Annotated in this window: 20 protein-coding genes, 8 tRNA genes and 1 riboswitch; of the genes, 3 read left to right on the top strand and 25 right to left on the bottom strand. The window is 49.4% G+C overall.

What is annotated here, in order from left to right:
* Positions 1-8: 8 nt before the first annotated feature.
* The 16 genes from trpE to BO53_RS0100140 all read right to left on the bottom strand — a co-directional run bounded on the left by trpE (position 9) and on the right by BO53_RS0100140 (position 16,263).
* Complete coding sequence (gene trpE / locus BO53_RS0100220) at positions 9-1,511, bottom strand: anthranilate synthase component I (RefSeq protein ID WP_031544214.1); 1,503 nt, start codon at positions 1,509-1,511, stop codon at positions 9-11.
* 105 nt (positions 1,512-1,616) lie between these two features.
* Positions 1,617-3,737, bottom strand: a complete 2,121-nt coding sequence (locus tag BO53_RS0100215; protein ID WP_037341571.1) for an RNA degradosome polyphosphate kinase — start codon at positions 3,735-3,737, stop codon at positions 1,617-1,619.
* A 37-nt stretch (positions 3,738-3,774) separates the two neighbouring features.
* Positions 3,775-5,301: an exopolyphosphatase gene (gene ppx / locus BO53_RS0100210; RefSeq protein ID WP_031544210.1), complete on the bottom strand. Its 1,527-nt coding sequence runs from the start codon at positions 5,299-5,301 to the stop codon at positions 3,775-3,777.
* A 10-nt stretch (positions 5,302-5,311) separates the two neighbouring features.
* Entirely contained in the window at positions 5,312-6,700 is a 1,389-nt protein-coding gene (gene fumC, locus BO53_RS0100205) for a class II fumarate hydratase (protein WP_031544208.1), read from the bottom strand.
* A 68-nt stretch (positions 6,701-6,768) separates the two neighbouring features.
* The gene (locus BO53_RS0100200; RefSeq protein WP_031544206.1) at positions 6,769-6,963 is read right to left on the bottom strand and encodes an SAS053 family DNA gyrase inhibitor; all 195 of its coding nucleotides are present in this window, start codon (positions 6,961-6,963) and stop codon (positions 6,769-6,771) included.
* Between the two features lie 14 nt (positions 6,964-6,977).
* Positions 6,978-7,571 (bottom strand): sugar phosphate isomerase family, encoded by a 594-nt coding sequence (locus tag BO53_RS0100195; RefSeq protein WP_031544204.1) that lies wholly within the window; start codon positions 7,569-7,571, stop codon positions 6,978-6,980.
* Positions 7,572-7,875: 304 nt separating this feature from the next.
* The gene (gene nfsA, locus BO53_RS0100185) at positions 7,876-8,613 is read right to left on the bottom strand and encodes an oxygen-insensitive NADPH nitroreductase (protein ID WP_031544202.1); all 738 of its coding nucleotides are present in this window, start codon (positions 8,611-8,613) and stop codon (positions 7,876-7,878) included.
* 11 nt (positions 8,614-8,624) lie between these two features.
* Positions 8,625-9,095: a tRNA (uridine(34)/cytosine(34)/5-carboxymethylaminomethyluridine(34)-2'-O)-methyltransferase TrmL gene (gene trmL, locus BO53_RS0100180; protein WP_031544200.1), complete on the bottom strand. Its 471-nt coding sequence runs from the start codon at positions 9,093-9,095 to the stop codon at positions 8,625-8,627.
* A 9-nt stretch (positions 9,096-9,104) separates the two neighbouring features.
* The gene (queG, locus tag BO53_RS0100175) at positions 9,105-10,235 is read right to left on the bottom strand and encodes a tRNA epoxyqueuosine(34) reductase QueG (protein WP_031544198.1); all 1,131 of its coding nucleotides are present in this window, start codon (positions 10,233-10,235) and stop codon (positions 9,105-9,107) included.
* Positions 10,236-10,333: 98 nt separating this feature from the next.
* On the bottom strand, positions 10,334-11,632 hold the full coding sequence (locus BO53_RS0100170) for a D-serine ammonia-lyase (protein ID WP_031544196.1): 1,299 nt from the start codon (positions 11,630-11,632) through the stop codon (positions 10,334-10,336).
* Positions 11,613-11,990, bottom strand: coding sequence for a DUF6176 family protein (locus tag BO53_RS0100165; RefSeq protein ID WP_211250547.1), 378 nt, complete (start codon positions 11,988-11,990; stop codon positions 11,613-11,615). The genes BO53_RS0100170 and BO53_RS0100165 overlap by 20 nt, the downstream gene beginning before the upstream one ends.
* A 53-nt stretch (positions 11,991-12,043) precedes the next feature.
* Entirely contained in the window at positions 12,044-12,694 is a 651-nt protein-coding gene (locus tag BO53_RS0100160) for an HD domain-containing protein (protein WP_051682949.1), read from the bottom strand.
* A gap of 151 nt (positions 12,695-12,845) precedes the next feature.
* Entirely contained in the window at positions 12,846-14,042 is a 1,197-nt protein-coding gene (locus BO53_RS0100155) for a putative glycoside hydrolase (protein ID WP_031544190.1), read from the bottom strand.
* Complete coding sequence (locus tag BO53_RS0100150; RefSeq protein WP_031544189.1) at positions 14,039-14,914, bottom strand: polysaccharide deacetylase family protein; 876 nt, start codon at positions 14,912-14,914, stop codon at positions 14,039-14,041. Before BO53_RS0100150 ends, BO53_RS0100155 begins: the two co-directional genes overlap by 4 nt.
* Before the next feature lie 23 nt (positions 14,915-14,937).
* A complete protein-coding gene (locus BO53_RS0100145; RefSeq protein WP_084184800.1) occupies positions 14,938-15,576 on the bottom strand; it encodes a YkyA family protein in 639 nt (212 codons plus the stop codon).
* Positions 15,577-15,732: 156 nt separating this feature from the next.
* Positions 15,733-16,263, bottom strand: coding sequence for a YceI family protein (locus tag BO53_RS0100140; RefSeq protein ID WP_031544185.1), 531 nt, complete (start codon positions 16,261-16,263; stop codon positions 15,733-15,735).
* Between the two features lie 176 nt (positions 16,264-16,439).
* On the opposite strand from BO53_RS0100140, the gene BO53_RS0100135 reads away from it, so the two are divergent.
* A complete protein-coding gene (locus BO53_RS0100135; protein ID WP_031544183.1) occupies positions 16,440-16,832 on the top strand; it encodes a YgaP family membrane protein in 393 nt (130 codons plus the stop codon).
* Positions 16,833-16,897: 65 nt separating this feature from the next.
* Positions 16,898-16,994, top strand: a riboswitch (SAM riboswitch).
* A gap of 85 nt (positions 16,995-17,079) precedes the next feature.
* Positions 17,080-18,186, top strand: a complete 1,107-nt coding sequence (locus tag BO53_RS0100130) for a 5-methyltetrahydropteroyltriglutamate--homocysteine S-methyltransferase (protein WP_031544181.1) — start codon at positions 17,080-17,082, stop codon at positions 18,184-18,186.
* Between the two features lie 43 nt (positions 18,187-18,229).
* Here BO53_RS0100130 and BO53_RS0100125 read toward each other — a convergent pair whose 3' ends face one another.
* Entirely contained in the window at positions 18,230-19,939 is a 1,710-nt protein-coding gene (locus BO53_RS0100125; RefSeq protein ID WP_031544179.1) for an alpha/beta hydrolase family protein, read from the bottom strand.
* 112 nt (positions 19,940-20,051) lie between these two features.
* Here BO53_RS0100125 and BO53_RS13810 point away from each other — a divergent pair, with 112 nt between their 5' ends.
* Entirely contained in the window at positions 20,052-20,201 is a 150-nt protein-coding gene (locus tag BO53_RS13810; protein WP_156956064.1) for a sporulation protein Cse60, read from the top strand.
* A gap of 252 nt (positions 20,202-20,453) precedes the next feature.
* Here the strand turns inward: BO53_RS13810 and BO53_RS0100115 are convergent.
* From BO53_RS0100115 to BO53_RS0100080, 8 genes are all read right to left on the bottom strand, one after another.
* Positions 20,454-20,538: transfer RNA gene (locus tag BO53_RS0100115), tRNA-Leu, on the bottom strand.
* Positions 20,539-20,559: 21 nt separating this feature from the next.
* A tRNA-OTHER gene (locus BO53_RS0100110) sits at positions 20,560-20,631 on the bottom strand.
* 15 nt (positions 20,632-20,646) lie between these two features.
* Positions 20,647-20,720 (bottom strand) — tRNA-Cys (locus tag BO53_RS0100105).
* 6 nt (positions 20,721-20,726) lie between these two features.
* Positions 20,727-20,798: transfer RNA gene (locus BO53_RS0100100), tRNA-Gln, on the bottom strand.
* Positions 20,799-20,804: 6 nt separating this feature from the next.
* Positions 20,805-20,880, bottom strand: a tRNA-His gene (locus BO53_RS0100095).
* 2 nt (positions 20,881-20,882) lie between these two features.
* Positions 20,883-20,956: transfer RNA gene (locus BO53_RS0100090), tRNA-Trp, on the bottom strand.
* A 5-nt stretch (positions 20,957-20,961) separates the two neighbouring features.
* A tRNA-Tyr gene (locus BO53_RS0100085) sits at positions 20,962-21,042 on the bottom strand.
* An 18-nt stretch (positions 21,043-21,060) separates the two neighbouring features.
* Positions 21,061-21,136: transfer RNA gene (locus BO53_RS0100080), tRNA-Thr, on the bottom strand.
* Positions 21,137-21,181 lie beyond the last annotated feature (45 nt).

Raw genomic sequence — 21,181 nt, 5'->3', positions numbered from 1 at the left:
CCATCCCCCTATACTTTCAATATATTTCTATCGTTGAATATCTTTTCGGTCAGATGCACCGTCTGCTCCAGGGCGCTCGCCTTATTGATGGTCTCCTGGTACTCCGATTCGGGATCCGAATCGGCGACCACGCCTGCCCCCGCCTGGATATAGAGATTCTGGTCCACCAGTGTCATCGTGCGGATGGTGATGCAGGAGTCGATGTTCCCATCGAATCCGAGGTAGAGGATGCTGCCACCGTATAGGTTTCTTGCGGTCGGTTCAAGCTCCCTCAGGATCTGCATCGCCCGCACTTTCGGGGCACCGGAAAGTGTGCCGGCCGGGAAGGACGAGATGAATGCGTCTATCGGGGAGACACCCGCCTTGAGCCTTCCCCTGACTTTACTGATGATGTGCATTACACGTGAGAAGCGGCCGATCACCATGTACTCGCTGACTGCCACCGATCCGTATTCGGCCACCCTGCCGATGTCATTGCGCGCCAGATCCACAAGCATGCGATGTTCGGCGATCTCCTTTTCATCTTCCAGGAGTTCCCGGGCGAGCCGGTCATCCTCCTCCTTCGTGGCACCCCTTTTTCTCGTCCCTGCAATCGGGTGAATTTCGAGATTGCCATCCTGGACTTCCAGCTGCCGTTCCGGGGAACTGCCGATCACTTCGAGCTGATTGAACTTCAAGTAGTACATGTATGGGGACGGGTTCACCTTCCTCAGCACACGGTAGAGTTCAAAGCCGCTTCTTTCCGTCTTCTTATGGAACCGTTGGGAAAGGACCGCCTGCAGTATATCCCCTGCCTCGATGTAGTTCTTGATCTTTTCGACATCGCCGAGGAACTTCTCTTTTCTATAGTTGCTCTCCAGGTTGAATGTGGAGGTCATCGGCAGCACAGTGGGGAGGAGCAGATCGGACAGGTCGCTGTCATGCAGCAGACGCGTTCTGATGTGTTCAATCGTCTCCATCGATTCTTCGTATATCTGTGCGTTGTCCCTGTCGTCATCCACTCTCGCAAAGTGGATGATATGGATCTCTTTGGAACGATGGTTATACACGAGCAGTGTGCGGCAGAAGAGCAGATGATAGTTCGCAATATGCACTTCCTCCTCCGGCGCCCTTGGAACAGGTTCATAGTCGGATATCGCATCGTAGCTGATATAGCCGACCCCGCCCCCTTTGAACGGAATATCCATATCAGGGATCTTCACCTCGAGACGTCCAAGCGTCACTTCGAACGCTTCTTTGAAAGTCGGCAGGGTGAGACGGTCTCCCCTCTCGAGGTCATTGACGATGAACTGGCGGCCGGTTTCCTCGATTTCGACCATCGGGTCCAGTCCGATGAAGGAGAAGTTAGACCACGCTGATTCGGGTTCCTGGCTTTCCAGCATATAGACTGCCTCATCCTTCAAAGAATGAAACATCTGTACAGGCGTCAGCAGATCGGTGCTGAACGATTCGATCACCGGTACAGTACGGTAATTCCCGGCATCTTTTAAAAATTCCTCATACGTGGTCATATCTTCACCTCATTGTTTTAGTTATATCTAGATAGTCTAAACATTTCAGAAAACAATGTCAATTGCAAAAAGACCAGGGATATGAAATCCCTGGCCCAAAACATGCTATTTTCTTCTTCTGAAGCGGTTCTTGACTTTAAGGAGCAGCTGATTCTCTTTCTGGACGAGCTGCTCCCTGCCGTTTCTCTCGGCACGCCGCATCAGCTCGATCTGGGCACTGTTCGGTTCATATTCATTGTCGACATATTCATATGTGCCATCCGGCTTCTGTATGCGCGCCTTGATGTTGTCCATCAGATACAGGCGACTGATGGATTTTATCTCTTCAAGTATTGCCGGGTCTTTGATCGGGAAGAGGATCTCCACCCTTTTGATCATGTTGCGTGTCATCATGTCTGCTGAGGAAAGGAACATCTTCTCCTCGCCATTATGATGGAAGTAGTAGATCCTCGAATGTTCAAGAAACCTGCCGACGATGCTGATGACCCTGATGTTGTCACTGACGCCTTCAATACCGGGCTTCAGACAGCAGATGCCCCGTATGACAAGATCCACCTTTACCCCCTCCTGGGAGGCCTGCAGCAGCTTGTTGATGATCTTCTTATCCGTCAGTGAATTCATCTTGGCGAATATATACCCTCTGCCATGCACCTTGTGCATCTCAATCTCCTTGTCGATGTACTCGGCAAACAGATCCCTAATGTCGAATGGCGCCACGTAGAGTGCCTCGTAATCGGGTTTCAGGGAATAGCCGCTCAGATAATTGAAGAAGTTGATGGCATCATTCCCGATAGCCTCATCCGTGGTCACGATTCCCATGTCGGTATAGAGTTTTGCAGTGGAATCGTTATAGTTCCCGGTGCCCAGATGAACATACCGGACGAGTCTGCCGCCGACCCGTTTGACTACGAGTGTGATTTTACTGTGCGTCTTCAGATAGTGCATGCCGTATATGACGTGGCATCCGGCATCTTCCAGCTCCTTCGCCCATTGCACATTGTTCTCCTCATCGAACCGTGCTTTCAGCTCAACGAGCACAGTCACCTGCTTGCCGTTCTCTGCAGCGGTCTTCAGTGCCTCGATGATGGGTGAATCGCTCGACACCCGGTAGAGCGTCTGCTTGATTGCCAGCACATCAGGGTTTTCCGCCGCTTCGCGCATGAACTCCACAATCGGCTGGAAACTTTCGAACGGATGATGGAAGAATATGTCCTCTTTGAGGGCCTTGTCATATATATTCTTGCCGGAAAGGAACTTCGGTTCCTGCGGTGTGAACGGTGGATATGTCAGATGCGGAAACCTCTCTGCCAGCGACGCGGTCAGTCCAAACAGGAAAGTCAGGTCAAGCGGGCCGTGGAACTTGTAGACATCCTGCTCGGAGAGTCCCAGTTCGTTCCGCAGGAATGACCCGTTGATGCTGTCATCTTTGCTGATGTCGATCTCCAGTCGCACCGCAGCGCCTTTCGTACGCTCCTTGAGAAACCTTTCAATCTCAATCAGAAGGTCCGCTGCCCCCTCTTCATGTATCGTCAAATCTGCATTTCTGGTAATCCTGAAAGGGAATGTCCGATCGATTGTATACCCTCTGAACAGCTTGTTGATGTATGTCTCAATGATGTCTTCAGCCAGTATGATATAGGTGCGGCCCCCGTCTTCAAGCTCATAGTAGCGTCTGATGACGGTGGGCAGCTGGACGATGGCGGTCTGGTCGCCCAGATCGTTCGACAGATTTATGAATATGTTTATCTTTTTGTTCATCAGTTTTGGAAATGGACGATAGGCGTCAATTCCAAGAGGGGTAAGAGAAGGAAATATTTCCGTATCGAATATTTCTTCAAGTTCCTCCTGCAGGTGCTCCGGAAGTTCATATGGCCGTTTCAGATAGATATCATAAGTTTCCAACTCACCCATGAGGCGATGGAAATACTCGTACTGCACAGCACTGTTCTGCCGGTTCAGCTCACTGATGCCCGCGAGCTGCTCCTCGGGAGTCATCTGCGTCTTCGTATCCGGCTCATGATAGTTCATCTTCACCTGGTCTTTGAGGCCAGCCACCCGAACCATGAAGAACTCGTCGAGATTCGAACTGGTTATCGCCAGAAACTTCAATTTCTCAAGTAGCGGGTTATTGGAATCCGCCGCTTCCTCAATGACCCTGTAATTGAATCTGAGCCAGCTCAACTCTCGATTGTTATAATATTCCTTATCATTCAATCGATATGCCATCACTATTCTCCTACTCCCTATAAATTAAAGATAAATATTATGCTTCAATGAATCTGATCTCCAGATCTTTATCCATAATTTTTTCTATATGTTTCCTCTGCCGGGTTGCCTGATATTCCTCGGCAATCGGATCGCCTTTATATTTGACTGTCATGACCATGTCATCGCCCTCCTCTTCCAGATAGAGGTCCTGAACAATGCCTGTATTGGATACATTGAGGGCGTTGGCGAACTTCAGTATGCTCCCCAGCGTCAACAGCGTCTCGAGATCATTGCTGTCGAACCATCCCGACTCCTCGGCATAGAACTTGAGCAGTGTCTTGTTCTTGAAACTCGCCATCAGGGCAAGCCGGACCCTGTCCTCGTGGACGATGCCGTTGATGTTGCTGTTGGAAATTATATAATACGTGTGCTGACTCGTCGCATCACGGTCGATGAATGCGCCAAGATAGAAGATATGCGCTGCATTCTTCATCAGATACTTCTCATGCTTGCCCGTTTTTATGAAATCGAAGCGTGCAAGTTCATGGTAGATGCGCTCTGCAATCTCCTGCCGTTTTTCACCTTCGCTTCTCAGGATATGGAAATCACTCGCCAGTTCCATCAGCGAATCCCTGAAAATATGGTATTTGTTGAAGGCGGCCGGATAATCCTTCGATATGATCGACATGGCCAGACCCTCGCGCAGGCCCTGGCGGCTGAATTTGAACTCTTCAGCCCTGACCAGGTCATAAAGCGACTTGAAGACGATGGCACTCGGCAGGATGATGTCGCTCCTATCCTTGCTGAGGCCATCGATATCGTCAAGGTCATCTTCTTTTGTACCTTCCAGAAGGTCGTAGACATCCTGCAGGTCATTGCGGTCCATGGAGTATCCATGGACACCTGCAATCGGATAGTTGACGGAAGACTGGTGGATGCGTGCAATATTACGCGCACTGCCTCCAATGGCCAGGATCGGCACTTTCCTTTTGGCCAGCCATTTGACCGACTTCAGCTGCTCTTTGACATATTTCTCAGTGGCCTCGAGTGCCTCTTCATCGTTATGCTCCTTGCCCTCAAAGAACATGGACTTCAGTGTGACAACCCCAAAGGGCAGGCTGACGGAATGGATGAGCTCCTTGTTCTCGAAGAAGGTGAGTTCGGTACTCCCTCCGCCTATATCAATTGTAACCGCGTCCATGTTGCTGATCGTATGGACCACTGCATGATATCCATAATAGGCCTCTTCCTTTCCTGGAAGGACTTTGATATCCATACCGACTTCATTTTTCGTCCGCTCCAGAATCTCCTCAACGTTGACGGACTGCCTGATCGCTGCCGTGGCAACTGGGTAGATTTCCGTCACATCATATTTCTCGCTGATCTTCTGGAAGCTGCCCAGGATGGAGAGGAGGTTGTCGATCCCCTCCTCGGCCATCACATTGTCTTCGTCCAGATACCTGGCCAGCCTGGCAGGTGTCTTGATGTTCTGCAGTTCCTTCAGACCGGTTTCTTCATTGTATTCGAAAAGTACAAGACGTACGGTGTTGGAACCGATATCCACAAGTCCGATTCTTTTCATAAGTAAGCTCCTAATCTTTGGATTGGATCATATCTTCCGGATTGATCCACTCATCAAACTGCGCTTCAGTGAGATGGCCGGATTCGACTGCCGACTCTTTGAGTGTAATCCCTTTTTCATGGGCATTTTTAGCAATCTTTGCTGCGTTTTCATAGCCGATATGAGGATTGAGTGCAGTCACCAGCATCAATGAATTATTCAGGAAGCGTTCAATGTTCTCTTCTATTGGTTCTATTCCCACTGCACACTTGTCATTAAACGTGTTCATGCCATCTGCCAGCAGATAGATTGACTGCAGTGTGTTGAAAAGGATGACCGGTTTGAAGACGTTCAATTCGAAGTTGCCCTGGGAGGCTGCAAATCCGACTGCTGCATCATTTCCGAACACCTGGGTCGCCACCATCGTGAGCATTTCAGACTGTGTCGGGTTTACTTTCCCCGGCATGATGGAGGAGCCAGGTTCGTTTGCAGGGATTTCGATTTCGGCGATTCCAGCCCTTGGACCGGAGGCAAGCCACCTGACATCATTGGCAATCTTCATCAGATCTGCAGCAAGTGCCTTGAGCGCCCCGTGCAGGTATACCACTTCATCATGGGCCGTGAGTGCATGGAACTTGTTTTCGGAGGAGACGAATTCATAGCCTGTCTGGTTTGAGATCTCCTTCGCCACACGATCGCCGAATTCAGGATGGGCATTGATTCCCGTGCCGACAGCCGTACCGCCGATTGCGAGGTTCTTAAGCTGCTGCTTGGATTCATTGACCAGTGTTTCACACTTCTCGAGCATGTATCTCCATCCGCTGATTTCCTGGCCGAGCGTCAATGGCGTCGCATCCTGCAGGTGTGTCCGTCCGATTTTGATGATGTTCTCAAACTGCGCTTCCTTGTCTGCAAAAGTCGACCTCAGCACACCGAGTGCAGGTACGAGCTGCTCCTCGACCGCCTGGTACAGTGCCACGTGCATTGCAGTCGGATAAGTATCATTTGAACTCTGGGATTTATTCACATCGTCATTCGGGTGGACCTTCTCGTCACTCCCCTTTTCTTCCAGATATTCATTCGCCACATAGCTGACCACTTCGTTGACGTTCATGTTGCTCTGTGTACCGCTTCCCGTCTGCCATACGACAAGTGGGAAATGCTCGTCAAGTTCGCGTGCGATGATTCTGTCGCAGGCATGCACGATCGCTTCCTTCTTGGCTTCTGAAAGCTTGCCGAGATCATGGTTCGATACCGCGGCTGCCTTCTTCAGATGGGCGAAGGCAACGATGACCTCAATCGGCATCTTCTCCTTGCCCACAGGGAAGTTCTGTCTGCTCCTCTCAGTCTGTGCAGCCCAGTATTTGTCACCAGGAACTTTAATTTCACCGATTGTGTCTTTTTCTATTCTATATGACAATTAAAAAACCTCCTGAAAAATTAGTATTCATAGAATATTTTATACTAATTTACAGAAGGATTCATCTGTTATTCATTATTTTCGTCTTCTTCCGGGTCCACACCATGTGATTCATCATCGGAAGAATCGATCGGATAGTCCTCATTCTGGGAAAGCTGCTCCATTTCCTTCCCCAGCGCCTTCACATCTTCCATATCTTCAGTCATCTCATTTTCGTCCGGTTCAATATCATTCCTATAGTCGATATCATTGTCCTTTTTCATGTTCTCCCTCGTTTCTAGGCGAATTCAGAAGTATAGTACTGGACGATGTCCTGGTCAAGACGGGATGCCGCTTCAGTATCCATGACAACCGTCACCATGCGGTGCTGCTTCACTTTGCCGAAGTCATCCTTGTCATTCTCGACTGCATCATACAGGTCCCTGATCGCATCCGCCTTGTCATTGCCAGTCGCCACAAGGATAAGTTCCCTTGAATCGAACAGTTGGTCGTTGCCGTCCGAGTCATTGTAGCCGAGATTCTTGTTGGCACCGATCGAGAGCACCGCAAGGTTCACTTGGTCCTTGTCGTCCAGCACTTTTTTCATCGAATCCACAGACCCGTCGGTCTTCAGCTGGTTGTCAGGGATATCCAGTTTTTCGAATATGTCCGTGTCTCCATCCTTGTTGATGGTCACGAGATAGATTTGTGAGAAATCAGCCGGATGCTGTTTGGATTCACCGACAAATTTTTGGTAGGTCCAATCCAGTTCCTCATTCATTTCAAGCCCCATTACGCTTGTTGGATTATTATGAACCTGTTTCCTCAGGATATCAGCAAGATAGATGCTGACCAGTTCCTTGTCCTTGAAAATTTTAAAGTTCATTGCCATGTTGATTCCTCCTAGATTTCTCAATGTCTTTTATATTCTACCCTTATCGGTACTATTTCTAACAAAACTTTTCTCCCTTTTCAGCTTTTTTCTTTCAGGCATATGGTTTATAATGTGTATATGTATGGAAATATAGGAGGCGCTAGTTTATGAAAGCATTTCTGATACTCATGGTAAGCATATCCTTCATCACCGCCATCCTCTCTTCAAGCCGTGACTCCGAATGGGGCTACAAGGATGACGGAGATGAAAAGCTCAGTCAATAAAAAATAAAGCCATGCGGATTCTCCGCATGGCTTATTTTTTATTGGCCGAGGAATCCCTGGCCCTTCAATACCCCGTCCACATCAAGGCGCTGCTTCTTGCCGAGCATTCCGATGACCTGGTCGCTCCAGGAATCATCCCGCTTGCCGCCGGAACGCGCCTTATAGTATTCGCTGATGCGTGCGTCATAGCTGTCGATCGCATCCTTCACCTCTGCGACCGGTGTGTAGCTGTTCTCATGATAGACTGCTTCGAATGGCAGCCTTTCCTTCCGGCTGCCTTCCTGGTCGGGTTTGCCTACCACCATGCCGAACAGGGGAACGACCCCTTTTGGCAGCTCAAGAATCTCTATCACGCGTGCCATATCATTTCTCAGTGAGCCGATGTAGCACATGCCGAGTCCCATACTTTCAGCCGCCACCGCGAGGTTCTGGGCAGCGAGTGTCGCATCCACAGTGCCCACGATGAGCTGTTCGGTCTTGTCATAATCGATCGGCGTCCCCTTCTCCTGAGACAGTTCGACATGACGGTTGTAGTCTATCAGGAAGACGAACAGATGTCCGTTATGCTCCACATAGGGCTGGGTGCTGATTTCCCTGAGTGCCGCCTTCTTTTCGGGCTCCGTGACGCCGAGGATGCTGTAGGCCTGTACATAGCTCGATGTACTTGCCGCCTGGGCGGCAGTGACGAGCTCCCGGATTGTATCTTCATCCAACTGCTCATCCTTGAACTTGCGGATGGAGCGGTGATTCTTCAATAGATCGATCACTTGGTTCATTGTATTGCCTCCTAATGTAATTGTGGAAATTCCTGCTGCTTCAGCGCTTCATATATCAGTATGGCAGCCGTGTTGGCCAAGTTGAGGGATCTCACTTTCCCGCTCATCGGCACCCGAAGGAGCGTTTCCCGGTACTTCTCCTTCATCCAGTCCGGAAGCCCGGACGTTTCTTTGCCGAAGATGAAGTAGTGTTCCGCTTCACGGCTGCTGAAATCCATTTCTGCATAGGATTTTTCTGCGAATTTTGTAAGCAGGTAGTAGGTGCCTGCCGTCGCTTCGAAAAAATCCTCCACAGAGTCATGATAAACGACATTGATATGGGGCCAGTAGTCGAGACCCGCTCTTTTGAGCATCTTGTCATCGGTCGAGAACCCAAGTGGTCTGATCAGATGGAGTGTGGTATTCGTGGCCGCACACGTGCGGCCGATGTTTCCTGTATTTGCCGGTATTTCCGGTTGATATAGAACAATATGATTTGCCATTGTAACCTCCTAGGCGACTTCCTGGACACCTTTCAACATTTCATCTCTGACTGCTTCATCTTTTTCCATTTTATATCTTTCACTTATATAATCAAGTGCACGATCTCCGAGGATCCTCCCGATCGCCCAGTAAGCCGTCCCTTTTATGACCGGACGCGGATCATTCTCCGCTACACGCTTCAGCGTCTCCACTGCCGCCTCCTCCCTGAAATGGGCAAGTGCGATGATGGCATTGCGCTGGATGGGCTTCTTCCCTCTCCAGACACCGGCCAGATGACCGTATGTCTCCTTGAAATCCTTGTTGGATATCTCAAGCAGCCCAGTCAGTTCCGGTTTCAATATCTCAGGCTCGAGCACGATGTCCGAATGATGGTCTGTATTGATGCCCTTGTTCCTCGGGCAGACCTGCTGGCATGTGTCGCAGCCGTACAGCCGGTTGCCGATCTTGCCGCGGTATTCATCCGGCAGGAACCCCTTCGTCTGGGTCAGGAAGGAGATGCACTTCTGCGAATCCAGCTGCCCGTTTCCGACAAGCGCCCCCGTCGGGCACCGGTCGACGCACAGATTGCAGTCCCCGCAGGAGTCTATAAGCTCTTCGTCGGGCGGGAAGGGATAGCTCGTGATCATTTCACCCAGGTAGGAGTATGTCCCAAGTTCCGGGTTGATCACAAAGCCATTCTTGCCGATATAGCCGAGGCCGCTGCGCCGCGCCACTTCCCGGTCACTGAGCACACCTGTATCCACCATGGACCTGCACTCGATGGAAGGATCCAGGGACTTTATATAATCTTCCAGCTTGGCGAGCCTTCTGTTCAGCAATGTATGGTAATCGACGCCCCAAGAAGCACGGGCGAAAGTGCCGCGCCGTTCACCCTTTCTGCTCTTGGGGGCATCAGGCAGCCGGTTCGGATAGCCGACCGCAATGGAGATGATGCTTCTGGCCGAGTCTAGCGAGAGACGGGGCTCAGTGCGTTCGTCCACTGAGCCCTTTTCAAACCCCGAGGCATACCCCCTCTTATGGTAGTCGATGAGCTTTTCCCTGAACTCCGTGAAGGGTTCCGCATGGGTGAAGCCGATCTGGTCTATTCCTATCGAATGGGCATAGTCGATCACTTTCTTCTTGAATTCGGATCGTTCCATATCTTCACCTGCTTTCAAAACTGGGGCCAATAGCCAAATTCAAATAAGTATTATACTATTCCCCAGCCCTTTTGACAATCATCAGGGACGCTGCCGGATCATTCACCCCTGCCCCTCATATAGTCTGCCTGCCACTCTTCATCCGGCACCATGCTGCCACCCGTGCTCCAGACGATATGGGTTGCATCCTGGAGCTCAGACCGGTTGAGATTCTGGTGGAGGATGGCGGGGCCCGGCAGGCCGGCTGTTGCGGAAGGCTCAATTTTCATGTGCTCCCGGTCATACAATTCGGCCAGAAGTGTGTACATCTCCTCATCCTGGACCGTATAGAACGAATGGATATCACCTGCGAGCAGCTTCCCTGCAAATTTTGACGGTCTGCCCACTGCCAGGCCGTCCGCAATCGTCCTGTTGTCGAGACCGATGTCCCGAACCGATACTTCATCGTGCATCCCCGTGATGAGACCGAGCAGCATGCATGGGGAGTGCACTGGTTCAGCGAATACCGGATGGACTGCGTCCCCGAACACATGCTTCAGGCCGAAGCTGATGCCGCCGGGTGCACTGCCCACCCCGCACGGCAGGTATACATAAAGCGGATGTTTTTCATCCACCCGGATCCCCTTCTCCTCAAGCTGTCTCTCAAGACGCAATGCAGCCACCGCATAACCCAGGAAGAGCGGCTTCGAATCCTCGTCGTCGACAAAATAGCCTTTATCATCCCGAAGGGCCTCCTCCCTGCCCTCTTCCACTGCTTTGCTGTAGTCGTCCTCATGCTCGATCACCGTGACACCATTTCCCCGCAGCATATCCTTCTTCCACTGTTTTGCATCACTCGACATATGGATGACGACCTTGAATCCGAGAGCGGCACCGATGATGCCTATGGAGAGGCCGAGATTGCCGGTCGAGCCGCATATGATTGTATAGTCTGAAAAGAAATCCCGGAACTTTTCCGAATCGAACTGTCCATGGTCCTCATTCAGATCGATCATTTCATGTTCCAAAGCAAGATCCTCGGCATATTTCAGAACTTCGTATATGCCACCGCGTGCCTTGACGGAACCGGAGACGGTAAGGCTGTCATCCGATTTGATGTGGAGGGCGCCATCGATGGTCACCCCGTATCTTGTACCAAGATGCTCCTTCATATCATCCGCTTGGACCAGCGGCGACTCGATGATGCCGTCCTGCGCTTTTGTCTCCGGGAAAGCCGCTTCTATAAAAGGTGCGAAACGCCTCAGGCGCCTGTCCGCCTCCATAATATCTTCCTTCTTCAGGATGGAGCTCGACGAATCCGGCTGGAACGCCGAATAATGATCATTCGGCCAGAATACCACCCTGTTTTCAGCCATCTGTCCGATCAATGGATGTTTTTCAGTCAGCGGAATCTTCATGAGCACCCACCTGCCCTCCATTGAACATCGCGTTTCTGGTACGCTTCGGCATCATTACGACGGAAGCATTGAGATCAAGTGGCTGGAAAGTCTTGTCAATGCACTCGTCAAAGAAATCCACCAGCTTCTGGTTGATGTCCAGCGCATCATCCTCATCCGGATCTTCCTCCTGCACACTGTACCAGTAGAGATATTCATGTTCTCCATTCTGCTCCCTGAATATCGTTTCGATATACATCTTCTCACCTTCCAATGTAAGAAGCGCATCATCCATGTTCTCTTCGATATATGCCATCCATTCATCCACTTTGTCACTTTTATTCGGCTTCACCTTGAATTTCGTCAGTTCTACCTTCACTTGTCTTCCTCCTATCATCATTTTGAATATCTAGCTTTTCCGCACCGGGTGGTTCATCGCATTCCTTCCCATTCCTGGTAGAACTGCTCCAGGTACGCCTCCATGAAATCGTGGCGTTCTTCCGCCATACTTCTGGCAGTATCCGTGTGCATCAGGTCTTTCAGTCTGAGCAGCTTTTCATAGAAATGGTTGATCATCGTATTATCTTCCTGGCTGTACTGTTCAAATGTCAGATTCTCACGCGCTGCCCTGTCCGGATGATAGAGTTCATGGCGCTTGTTGCCACCATATATGAAAGTCCGTGCAATGCCGACTGCCCCAAGTGCATCGAGACGGTCGGCATCCTGTACAATCGCGTCCTCCACGGACGCGACTTCAACGGTATTGTTTCCGCCCTTGAAGGAGACTGCCTGCATCGCGTGGATGATGCGGTCGATCAAATCTGGCTCCACATTACGTCTGCTCAGGAATGCCTTTATCCAGTCAAGCTGTGCATGTTCGTCATCAGTCAGCTTATAGTCGATCATGTCATGGAAAAGGGCTGCCACTTCTATGATGAAACGGTCTCCACCCTCCTTTGACTGCAGCATGCGGGCGTTATTGTAAACACGCATGACATGCCAGTAGTCATGTCCGGTAGTGTCCGAGCTGTGAAAATCGTATACCTGTGCCTTTGCATCTTCAATGATGCTGTGATGATCCATAATCCATGCTCCTTTTCAAATTTCATGCTGGAACCCGCTGCGGTTCATTCATTGGCTATTATATCATGATTAACGGGGTGGTTTGTTCCATAAAAAAACAGGACCCGCACCAAAAGGTACCGGGCCCCGTCCATGAAATGCACCAGCGGAACTATTCCTTGGAATAATCCACTCCGCGTGTATATCTGTTGGAGGCATCCCATAGCAGGAACTCCTCGACTCCATTATCGTAGAGGGCCTGTACTTGCGCCTCCACTTCCGCTGTACCATATGGCTTGTAGTTTCCACTTCCCAGATAGGAAGCGGTGAAATCCTGAAGCCATGGTCTGGAAGTCGGTGGATCTTCAAGCTGATTCAGCACTTCATTTTCGACTTCCATGTATCCTGAGACCACCTGGTAGGGGTTAAGATCGGGCTTTTCCACTCCAAAGTAGCCGTCTCCCCAGTGACTCGGATAGATCATTGAAGAAATGACATCGACATTGTTCGATATTTTTGAGAAATTCTGCCCGATACCCGGTGCTTCCTGCTGTGTGGCAGCATAGCCGAATATATCTACGGATACATCGACATCGTACGGTTTGAGTTCTTCCCTGGCATAGCCGACGAAGTCAGTCACTGCATCAACACGCTGCTGTACGTCATCCTTGCCATTGTTCTCATAGTCTCCACGTGTATAGTTGAGTGTATCGGCACGGTGTTCAAAACCTTCCGGGAAGCGTACATAGTCAAACTGTATTTCTTTGAAACCAAGTTTCGCGGCCTGTTTGGCCACTTCCACATTGTATTTCCATACTTCCTTTGAGAATGGATTGACAAAACTTTCTCCGCGTCCATTTTTCCACACGGTGCCGTCAGAATGTGTAAAAGAAAGGTCCGGCCGTGCTTCGGCAAGCAATGAATCCTTGAAGACGACGACCCGGGCAATCGGATATATCTGCTCCGATTCCATATGCTCCATCAGCGCACCCGGATCGATATGGCCAATGGAGGCGCTCTGGATCGTCTCCATATCCGAACCAAGATCCATCATCATATTCCCATGGTCCTCCTTGACATCGATGACCATCGCGTTCAGTTCTGTTTCCGCCAAAAGACCCGTCAAATCTTCCATTCTCTCCCCACCGGCTGAATAGCCTGATACGTAGATGCCCTTGACCCCTTCTTCAGGATAGGCGATATCTACACCACTATCATACTTGAACTGGTCTGGAATCTCTTCAGGCATACTCAGCAATGGTTCATCATGCAGTTTTATGATTTGTGTCTCTTCGGCTGCTGCTGTGGATGGAAAGAAGAGTGCAGCGAATAGACCTGCGATTCCGATAATAAAGAAATATCTCCTCATTGTGCCGTCTCCTCCCTCTCTGGAGAAGCAATCAGAGCAGGGTCGACCAGTTTATACCCCTTGTCTCTCAACCCCTCCACGATTTCTGCTGAAGCATCCCTGGTCCAGGAACGGTCATGCATCAGGAGGTTGGCTCCATGATTCAGATACTCGGTATCGACCATGATTTCCGCCAGTGCCGGGGCATTCTGATATTCCGGCTCCCAGTCGTAGCCGTATGTCCAGTTCATAAGCGCCATGCCCTCCTCTTCGGCGATTTCCCAGGATGCTTCGGTGTTCTGTCCGAATGGTGCACGGAAGAAGCGCGGACGCTCACCGGTAATTGCTTCAACCCGCTCGTTTGTAGCTGTAATTTCCTCACGCTGTGCTTCCGGAGACAGATCGGGAAGGCTTGCGTGCGTCTCGGTATGGTTCCCTATTTCAAAGCCCATCTCATGGATGGTGCGGAGGGCTTCCTTTCCCGCCTCGGATTCGAGGTACATGCCGTTGACGAAGAAGATGGCAGGCGCATCATGTTCTGCCAGAATTTCTGCAATCTCCACTGCATGACCATCTGGCGCATCGTCATAAGTAAGCAGGGCGACCTGGGGGTCTGCGCCGCTATCTTCAATCGGCTGAATTGCGTATGTATCCGCATTGACTTCGTACTGGAATGCTGGCTCTTCAGTGATTTCTCCATCATCTTCCTGTGGCATTTCAGTTTCTTCCGCCTTTTCCGCTGCCGGCGCCTGGTTCTCCTGTTCCTGTTGTTGCTCTCCGTTCTGCGCATCTGCATCGGCTACGTCCGTCTCTGCATTTTCTCCACTATCCTGACAGCCGGCCAACAGCATGCTGCTGCATAGCGCCGTCAATAGAAACTGCCTCTTAAACATATCGTGCCTCCTTTGGGGTCATCTTATTCATCGGATGTTTCCTCCAACTGTGAAGACAGGGTGCTGCGGGCCGCTTCCAGCGCCACAAACTCCTCATCAAGTTGAACACGCAGTGCCTGGATATCTTCCATTTCCTCGTTGACCGCTTCGATTCCTTCCCGGAATGTTTCATAAGTCGCATCATCCTGTCCCAGGGATTCAAAATATCCTGTCTCGGAAGACAGCTGCGCTTCATAGGCTGATGTGAATTCATCAAGTGAGCCTGTCACAGCTTCGAGGGAATCAAGGACTCCATTGACCGCCTCCTCCGATATTTCACCGCTGTCGATCTGGGTCATCTCTTCGTGCTGACCGCGCAGTCCCCCGTTGGTCTCCGACAGTGTTCCCAGGGCTTCCCGCCTTTCTTCAATCGTCGTATGGACTGCGGCAGAACCCTCGGCCAGTGTACTTAAATCTTCGTCTTCCTCCAATACCGTCTGAAATTCTGACTGCAGGCGGCTTTCCAGATCAGCCAATTGCGTGAATGATTGAACCGCCGCTTCCTGTTGTGCCTCTATGTCTGACAATGAAGTCTCCGTCTCTTCGACGGGGTTGCTGCATCCTGAAAGCAATAATAGTGAAGCCGTAACGCCAACTGCCATATTGCGACAATGGGAGAACATAGGTCATCTCCTTTATATTTGAATTTCAGTAAAGTATAACAGTTCCCACATTTTTAGTAAATTTCAATTTTGACCCATCCACTATGAAAAAAGCCGGAGACCAGTCATTAAAACAACTGGTCTCCGGCATATATATTGCACTTAGGGCATATTTGCCTATTCACTTTTTTCTGAGAACTGAAGTTCAAGCTGTGCCTTTACATCCTTGCTCACAAGTACGCCGCCCGTCTCCAGCTGCTGGTTCCATGTGAGGCCGAATGCTTCGCGGTTGATGGTAAATTCCGTTTCAAAGCCATGGACTTCCTGTCCCCATGGGTTTGTGCCCTTGCCATTATACTGGAGGTCGATCGTCATCTCTTTGGTGATGCCATTCATTGTCGTTTCACCCGTCACTGATACAGTATCACCGGATTTTGTGACATTGCTGGATTTGAATATGATTTTCGGATGCTTCTCGACATTGAAGAAATCTTCGGATTTCAAGTGTGCATCACGGTCTTCATTTTTCGTACTTATGCTGTTCACATCTATTTCTGCATAGACTTCCGCATTCTCGAAAGTTTCAAGCTTGTCCGTCTTCACTTCAAAATGAAAGTCTTCAAAATGCCCTTTCACTTTTGATACCATCATATGTTTTACTTGGAATCCCACTTCTGAGTGCGCTGGATCTGTTACGAATGTTGTCATTATTAAAACCTCCAATAATTATTATCTCTAATTCAAGATAAATATATAATACATCACTAACTTACTTTATGCAAGTAAATTATTAAATATGATTATATGATTGGCTGTTTCGCCTTTCTTCGAACAGGTAATAGTGGATTACAGGAATACATAATATTTTTATGGGAGGGTTTAATATGATTGAATTGCCTGCAACGACGAAAAGAGTACAGAATCATACACCTGAACATATAAACAAGGAAATTCAGGAGGAAATCGAGCGCCGTATTGAATACTATCGGGGGAGAAATGAAAAGGATATAAAGAAACGGATCGCATCACTTGAGAAGGAATGGAATACTGAAAGGGTTCTCGAGGCGAATGCCAGCACCCTCGTCATCATTGGCAGCATCATGGGTGCTTCTGTCAGCAGGAAATGGAACCTGCTTCCCGCCATCGTCGGAACCTTCCTTCTCCAACATGCCATCCAAGGATGGTGTCCGCCTCTGTCGGTCATACGCCGTCTCGGTATAAGAACACCGGGAGAAATCAATCAGGAGAAGAGCGCCCTGGAAGATCTCCTCAAATGATATTCGCTGTTGACTTGACAGAAAATTCTTTATCCTTTAAGGTACATGTAATATAATAATTGAAACTCTTATCAAGAGAGGTGGAGGGGCTGGCCCAATGAAACCTCAGCAGCGGACCTTAGGTACCGTGCTAATTCCAGGAGCACTGCTCGAAGATGAGATGAATGGATGGTCAGAATCCCCAATTTATCCACTTCGGACGATTGGGGATTTTATTATATTACTATTATTGGAAAGAGGGATCAGGATGACGAAAACGGCACTCAAAGCACCATTCAGGGCGGATCATGTAGGTAGTCTATTGCGGCCCGAAAGCATACATAAGGCACGGGAGGACTATCAGGCGGACAGGATTTCCTATGAACAGCTCCGTGAGATAGAGACCGAAGAAATCAGGAATGTGGTCGACAAGCAGATTGAAGTGGGACTCAAGGCGGTCACCGATGGAGAATTCAGAAGACGCTTCTGGCATACTGACTTCCTGGAACACTTGGAGGGCGTGGAAGGATATGTACCCGATACAGGCTTCCAGTTCGATGGTATCGAGACGGAGAGATACGATGTGCGTGTTACAGGAAAGGTCGCATTCAACAAAGATCACCCTCATATAAAGGATTTCATAGAATTCAGGGAAATCGTCGGAGACCGTGCAGTGGCCAAGCAGACGATTCCCAGCCCAAATCAGATGTTCAATGCAGGCATCAGGGACCAGGATATCTATCCGGATGTCGAAACTTATGCCAAGGATGTCATCAAGACATACCAGGAAGCTGTTCAGGCATTCTACGATGCCGGCTGCCGCTACCTCCAGTTCGATGACGTATATATTGCAGGCCTCAATGCACCGGAGATTCCATTCAATGACAGCGGATATGACAGGAACTCCCTAATCCATCTGGCATTGAGGGTGCTCAACGGCGTACTCGAGCAGAAACCTGAAGATATGGTCATCACCACCCACCTCTGCCGCGGAAATTACAGATCAAAATGGGCATTCGAAGGCAGCTATGCCAAAATTGCTCCCGTGCTCTTTGCCAAGGAGCAGGTTGACGGATTTTTCCTTGAATATGATGATGATCGTTCCGGAGACTTCGAACCTCTCTCCTATATTCCGAAAACAGGCCCCCGCGTCGTGCTTGGGCTGTTCACCTCAAAGCGTGGCGAACTTGAGGATGAAGATGTAATCAGGGAGCGGATTGAGGAAGCATCCAAATATGTCACAAAAGATCAGCTATGCCTCAGCCCCCAGTGCGGATTTGCCTCCACCCATCATGGCAATGAACTCACGGAAGAGGCGCAGTGGAAAAAGCTCGAATATATCGTATCGCTCTCTGAAAATTTCCTCGGCGAATAGAAAAATGAGGCTCACTATTCGTGAGCCTCATTTTTATGGAATACTATAGTGTCCGGTTTAAGAATTCGATTATCTGGCTGTTCATGTCATCGATATTCTCCTGATGCATGTAGGTATGTCCTTCATTTTCATATGCAGTGAATCCGACATATTGACCGTTCTCCTTCAGAGCCTCCACCATCTGGACCGATTCGCTGTATGGAACACGGGCATCGTGATGGCTGTGGAAGACCATCAGTGGAACCGATATGTTCCCACTTCGGGAGAGCGGTGAGATGTCATCGAGGAATGCTCCCGACTCTTCTATTGAACCGTATTCGGCAGCCCGCAGCGTCCTCCTCCATGGTGGGGTATGCTCCAGGAAAGTCCTCAAGTGAGAGATGCCGACGATATCCACAGCTGAAGCCCACAACTCAGGATGGTGGGTAACGAGAAGTAGCGTCATCAGTCCACCATAGCTCCTGCCCATGACCGAAATGCGGGACTCGGGAGCAATGCCGTCATCAATCAGATGACGCCTCAATGCGATGACATCCTCCATCGCATCAAGCCGTTTCTCCTTATCATCGGCTTCAAGATAGGCACGTCCATACCCTTTGCTGCCCCTGATATTCGGAACCACCACCTGGATGCCTGCCCTGTTCAGATGATAGTAGAGTGCATTGAATTCGGGTCTGGCCTGTGATTCGGGGCCTCCATGTATATGGATGACGGCCCTCTTCTCATCCGAGTCCGAGTCATATATGAAATATGGAACTTCCAGATCATCGAATGAGCGGTAGGATGTCATCCGCCATAAGACTTCGGAAGCTTCACTGGTGTTCCCCAGCACAGTTTCAGTTTTTCCCGTTTCAAGTGAATAGCGGCATATGTGATGGGGCTGGTCGACCGAGGAATGGATCAGGAAAAGCTCCCGCCCTTCTCCATAGTCCAGTGAATGCACGACACCATCCTGCATGCCCGGCAGCTTTTTAGTTTCGAATGTTTTCAGGTCCAGACGATACAATATGGAATAACCATTTTCATTACATGAAAGAATGGCTTCCGACCGGTCCCATGATACTTTGAAATGTTCAATGTCCCACTGGAATGATGTAAGGCTTTTATGACTGCCATCTTCAAGGCTGATTTCATGGACATTCATGTATCCATCATCCATGTCGGTGAGGCACAGGCACCTGTCGTCATGGAATTTGAAGGAGGCAAAACGGGCTTCAGGCAAGGAAACCGCCTCTGTGGCCCTCTTATCCAAATCATAGATCAGCAGTGCTTCATCGATGTTGTTCACATCTTTTGACAACAGGACCCTCTCCGGCGACAGTTCATGTATGAAACGGATCGGCCCGTCAAAAGTCTCAAGCACCTTGAACGCACCTTTGCCATGGACGATGCAGAGATCAAACGAAGAGGATTCATGATGGTTGCGGACCATGGTATAGATATTCTGCCCATCATCATATTCTCCATAATGATGGAAGTAATCAGGGTTTTCGACAAGCGGCTTCATATCATCGCCGTCCATCACATGAAACTGGTTCCTTTCGTTTCCATGGTGGTCCACAGCCACGGTCACATGCTCCTTCTCCAGCCAATAGTTCTTGACGTTCTGATCCGACTTTGTAAGCTGTACTTTCCTGTCTTTTGAGGGACTGTATTTCCACAGCTGCTGCATTCCGCTTTCGCTGCTTATGAAATAAAGTTCCTGGTCTTCCCTTTTGTACTTTATATTCATGTACTTGATGAACTTTTCCACTCCTCATTCCCCTTTATGTATGACTTCATTCCCATCTTACTATATTACGTGACTTTTCTGTCAACTTTACGGGATAATATGGATAAATATGAATGAAGGGATGCATCCTATTATGAAAGTGAAGACATTAAGTGCCATGACCGAAAAGGGTCTCGATAAGAAAGTGAATGAATTCCTCTATGAAAATCATCAAATAGAGATCATCGACATCAAGTTTTCCTATGGCGGTACACTTGCGGTGCTGATCATCTACAGAGACTAAAAGAAGCCCTGCACTTCAATTTCCTGAAGTGCAGGGCTTCTTTATTTTGATAATGGCGGTAAAGGAAATATTATCTCCTCTGGAGTATTTCTTTTACCAGAACTGCAACGTTCTTCGTCTTGTCGTTGTTACTCGTACTATCTCCTCCTTGTATTGTTAAGACGCAAAAAAGCAGCCAGATGAAATGATTCATTCTGACTGCCATAGGCAATTATTAAACATATCATTTATATTGTTTGGGAAAACAGGTTATACCACCGGTCGGGATCGAACCGACACTCCCGCAATGGGAACTGGATTTTGAGTCCAGCGCGTCTGCCAATTCCGCCACGGTGGCCCAGTATTAATAGAATTATAAAGCGGAAGATAGGATTTGAACCTATGTCTTGCTTCAGGTAGAAGCATGTTCTGAACACTGAACTACTTCCGCATGGGAGTAAAAGAATGGAGGCGCCAACCGGATTTGAACCGGTGATAGAGGATTTGCAGTCCTCGGCCTTACCACTTGGCTATGGCGCCTTGAAGCTGGGCTAGCAGGATTCGAACCTGCGCATGACGGTACCAAAAACCGTTGCCTTACCGCTTGGCGATAGCCCAATAAAATGGGGCGGATGATGGGAATCGAACCCACGAATGCCGGAGCCACAATCCGGTGCGTTAACCACTTCGCCACAACCGCCATGGCAGGGGTAGTAGGAATCGAACCCACACCAAAGGTTTTGGAGACCTTTATTCTACCGTTAAACTATACCCCTGTATATGGAGGGGGGCAGATTCGAACTGCCGAACCCGAAGGAGCGGATTTACAGTCCGCCGCGTTTAGCCACTTCGCTACCCCTCCATCATGTCTATCTAAAGATGGTGCCGGCCAGAGGAATCGAACCCCCAACCTACTGATTACAAGTCAGTTGCTCTGCCAATTGAGCTAGACCGGCAACACAAATGGTGGTTCAGGACGGAATCGAACCGCCGACACTGTG

The sequence above is a fragment of the Salinicoccus luteus DSM 17002 genome, from assembly GCF_000712035.1.
Lineage (GTDB): Bacteria > Bacillota > Bacilli > Staphylococcales > Salinicoccaceae > Salinicoccus > Salinicoccus luteus.
The sequence above is the reverse complement of the archived record's forward strand: the minus strand, read 5'-3'. Positions and strand labels throughout refer to the sequence as shown.

What these genes read in the sequence shown, in the direction of transcription:
- trpE (WP_031544214.1), bottom strand. Translation starts at nt 1,511, where the DNA reads ATGACCACGTATGAGGAATTTTTAAAAGATGCCGGGAATTACCGTACT.
- BO53_RS0100215 (WP_037341571.1), bottom strand. Translation starts at nt 3,737, where the DNA reads ATGGCATATCGATTGAATGATAAGGAATATTATAACAATCGAGAGTTG.
- ppx (WP_031544210.1), bottom strand. Translation starts at nt 5,301, where the DNA reads ATGAAAAGAATCGGACTTGTGGATATCGGTTCCAACACCGTACGTCTT.
- BO53_RS0100200 (WP_031544206.1), bottom strand. Translation starts at nt 6,963, where the DNA reads ATGAAAAAGGACAATGATATCGACTATAGGAATGATATTGAACCGGAC.
- BO53_RS0100195 (WP_031544204.1), bottom strand. Translation starts at nt 7,571, where the DNA reads ATGGCAATGAACTTTAAAATTTTCAAGGACAAGGAACTGGTCAGCATC.
- nfsA (WP_031544202.1), bottom strand. Translation starts at nt 8,613, where the DNA reads ATGAACCAAGTGATCGATCTATTGAAGAATCACCGCTCCATCCGCAAG.
- trmL (WP_031544200.1), bottom strand. Translation starts at nt 9,095, where the DNA reads ATGGCAAATCATATTGTTCTATATCAACCGGAAATACCGGCAAATACA.
- queG (WP_031544198.1), bottom strand. Translation starts at nt 10,235, where the DNA reads ATGGAACGATCCGAATTCAAGAAGAAAGTGATCGACTATGCCCATTCG.
- BO53_RS0100170 (WP_031544196.1), bottom strand. Translation starts at nt 11,632, where the DNA reads ATGAAGATTCCGCTGACTGAAAAACATCCATTGATCGGACAGATGGCT.
- BO53_RS0100160 (WP_051682949.1), bottom strand. Translation starts at nt 12,694, where the DNA reads ATGGATCATCACAGCATCATTGAAGATGCAAAGGCACAGGTATACGAT.
- BO53_RS0100155 (WP_031544190.1), bottom strand. Translation starts at nt 14,042, where the DNA reads ATGAGGAGATATTTCTTTATTATCGGAATCGCAGGTCTATTCGCTGCA.
- BO53_RS0100150 (WP_031544189.1), bottom strand. Translation starts at nt 14,914, where the DNA reads ATGTTTAAGAGGCAGTTTCTATTGACGGCGCTATGCAGCAGCATGCTG.
- BO53_RS0100145 (WP_084184800.1), bottom strand. Translation starts at nt 15,576, where the DNA reads ATGTTCTCCCATTGTCGCAATATGGCAGTTGGCGTTACGGCTTCACTA.
- BO53_RS0100140 (WP_031544185.1), bottom strand. Translation starts at nt 16,263, where the DNA reads ATGACAACATTCGTAACAGATCCAGCGCACTCAGAAGTGGGATTCCAA.
- BO53_RS0100135 (WP_031544183.1), top strand. Translation starts at nt 16,440, where the DNA reads ATGATTGAATTGCCTGCAACGACGAAAAGAGTACAGAATCATACACCT.
- BO53_RS0100130 (WP_031544181.1), top strand. Translation starts at nt 17,080, where the DNA reads ATGACGAAAACGGCACTCAAAGCACCATTCAGGGCGGATCATGTAGGT.
- BO53_RS13810 (WP_156956064.1), top strand. Translation starts at nt 20,052, where the DNA reads ATGAAAGTGAAGACATTAAGTGCCATGACCGAAAAGGGTCTCGATAAG.